At 37.5% G+C, this 2,421-nt stretch carries 2 protein-coding genes and 1 pseudogene; all 3 read right to left on the bottom strand.

Going from position 1 to position 2,421, the window contains the following annotated elements:
* Positions 1-404, bottom strand: a pseudogene (locus P8M54_RS06710) (alanine/ornithine racemase family PLP-dependent enzyme); the annotation flags it as partial.
* 2 nt (positions 405-406) lie between these two features.
* Positions 407-1,555, bottom strand: a complete 1,149-nt coding sequence (alr, locus tag P8M54_RS06705; protein WP_300286511.1) for an alanine racemase — start codon at positions 1,553-1,555, stop codon at positions 407-409.
* On the bottom strand, positions 1,545-2,421 hold an 877-nt coding region (locus P8M54_RS06700; protein WP_300286509.1), incomplete at its 5' end, for an amidohydrolase. The genes P8M54_RS06700 and alr, both read right to left, overlap by 11 nt.

The following is a 2,421-nucleotide window of genomic DNA, read 5'->3' as shown; positions in this document are numbered from 1 at the left end:
TCACCCATAACGCCTTCACGCAAATCACCCATTTCAATCATGATAATGATTTTATGAATTTTGTTCTGCTTTTGTGCTTCTATAGATAATTCCTGAATGGTATAAATTTCGGTATTGAAACTAACATCGGCATAGCGCACTATTTTTTCAATACTTCTTTTAGCCGGTGGCTTGATGTATACCGTTTGGATAGTAGGATCCAGCTTTTTTATTTTACGTAAATTACTAATTCGGGAATCATGCATTTCTCGAACTCCTAAGGACATGATTTCTTTTAAGTACAGCTCATTTCCGCAAAGGAGTTTGGTTACCACGCCATATTCTATGTTTCGACTGGTAAAAATCTCGTTCAGAAAGGTGTAGTTTTCTTCTAATTTTTTTCTGTATAGTTTTATAAAAGCCATTATTAGATAATTTTACGAGGGATCGTTTTTGCTATTCTAGTTAATAATTCATAATTAAGTTGATTGCTTAAATCACTAAAGGAGGCAACGGATACTGTCATGTCTTTTTGTGATCCAATTAATACTACTTCATCTTCTTTTTTTACAGCATCGATATCTGTTACATCAACGGTCATCATATTCATATTTACAGATCCGATAACGGCACATCGATGTCCTTGTATAAGGACGCGCCCTTGATTGCTTAAGGAACGGCTATAACCATGAGCATAACCTATGGGTACTACCGCAATTTTCATTTTTCTCTCGGCTAAAAAACTTGTTCCATAACCAATAAATTCACCACTGTTTACTTTCTTAGTCGACATAATTTTGCTTTTCCAAGCGATGATGCGTTGCAAAGGATCAATCTTGTTTTTGTACGAATTTAAAAATTTCACAAAAACCTCCGGACTTGACCACAGACCGTATTGCATAATTCCAATGCGGACAAGGTCCATTCTCGTTTCGGGATACATCATTGATGCAGCAGAGCAAGCGGTATGTTTTATTTCAGGTTGGATGCCCGTACTACAAATATAGTCATAGATTTCCTGATATTTTTTTATTTGCTTTTCTACTCGATAGTAATTGGTAATACTTTCGGCACCTGCATAGTGCGTGCACAAGCCTTTGAAAAGTAAATGCTCTGTTTCTTTTTTTAAAGTAGCAATAACCTGCGCTAGTTCCTGTTTGTCAAAACCTGTACGGTTCATTCCCGTTTCTACTTCGATATGGACAATGGCCTTTGTACTTAATTTTTTAGCTGTCTTTACAGCTGTGGAAAGCCTACTTTTATCAAAAATATAAAACTCTACACCATTAGTAATTACCCATTCCATATCTTCATTAGGAACGAAACCCATAATCATAATAGTCACTTTGTCAGACAATGCTTCCCTTATTATTTTAGCCTCCTCTACGTCAAAAGCAGAAAAATGGTTGACACCACAATCATTTGCCATAGTAACAAATTCATGCAGTCCGTGTCCATAGGCATTTCCTTTTACAACCGAAGAAAGAGTGACTTTTTTGCCAAAAGTCTTTCTCAAAAATTGGATGTTATTACGGTAAGCTGTTTTGTTAAGTTCTATTGTTGAATTAGTGTGCATTTAAAATTTGTTTACTAATTTGATGAAATAAGGCAACGCCGGTGGGAATAATCTCGTCTGGGAAATCATAATCAGGATTGTGCAGGGCAGGGGAGTCCGTTCCTGATCCTAAACCAAACATAGCGCCTGAAAATTGGTGGGTAAATAATCCAAAATCTTCTCCCCAAGTAAAGGGAGTCTCTTTTTCTATATAATTCAATTGATGCGTTGCAGCTGCCTTTTTGATATGCTCGACCGCCTTAACACTGTTTTCGTTTGCATAGAACTTTTGGGTCAATGAAGTCCGGCATTTTAAATTAAATTGCGCTGCTATCTTTTTCGCCTCTTTTTCTAAATCTTTTTCGATTATTTTCATTCGTTCATTGCTATCGCTCCGCACGGTAAAATGAATTTCGGCAGCACCCGCAGATACGCCGTATGCTTTTTTTCCCATTTTGGAATAAATAGGAGTGATCAAGCAGTAATTTTCTTTGGTAAGATCCGCTTGAATTAGGCTGCTGAATTTAGTGGTTATTTCGGCTAAAGCCAAAGCAGGATTAATTCCCATATGAGGCTCAGCTGCATGTGACGTAATTCCATCTAGTTTTATGATGAAACTGTTGACGGCGCAGCTAAAGGTTTTTTCTTTAGCGACAATTTGATTTTTTGGATAACCAGGAATGTTGTGCAAGGCGAAGGCAAAATCCGGTTTGTAACTAAATTTAGGGTCAGAAAGGACTTTTTGCGCTCCACTACCGTCTTCTTCTGCTGTTTGAAAAAGCAAAATTACTGTTCCGGTGTCGGGTCTGTTTTCATGCAGTTCCATCGCTAAACCACATAATATTGCCATGTGTCCGTCGTGTCCGCACTTATGAGACACGCCTTTG

It is taken from the genome of Flavobacterium sp., assembly GCF_029242675.1.
Lineage (GTDB): Bacteria > Bacteroidota > Bacteroidia > Flavobacteriales > Flavobacteriaceae > Flavobacterium.
This window is presented reverse-complemented; position numbering and strand designations above follow the sequence as displayed.

Excerpts from the sequence above, each read along its gene's own strand:
- alr (WP_300286511.1), bottom strand. The coding sequence starts at position 1,555 with ATGCACACTAATTCAACAATAGAACTTAACAAAACAGCTTACCGTAAT.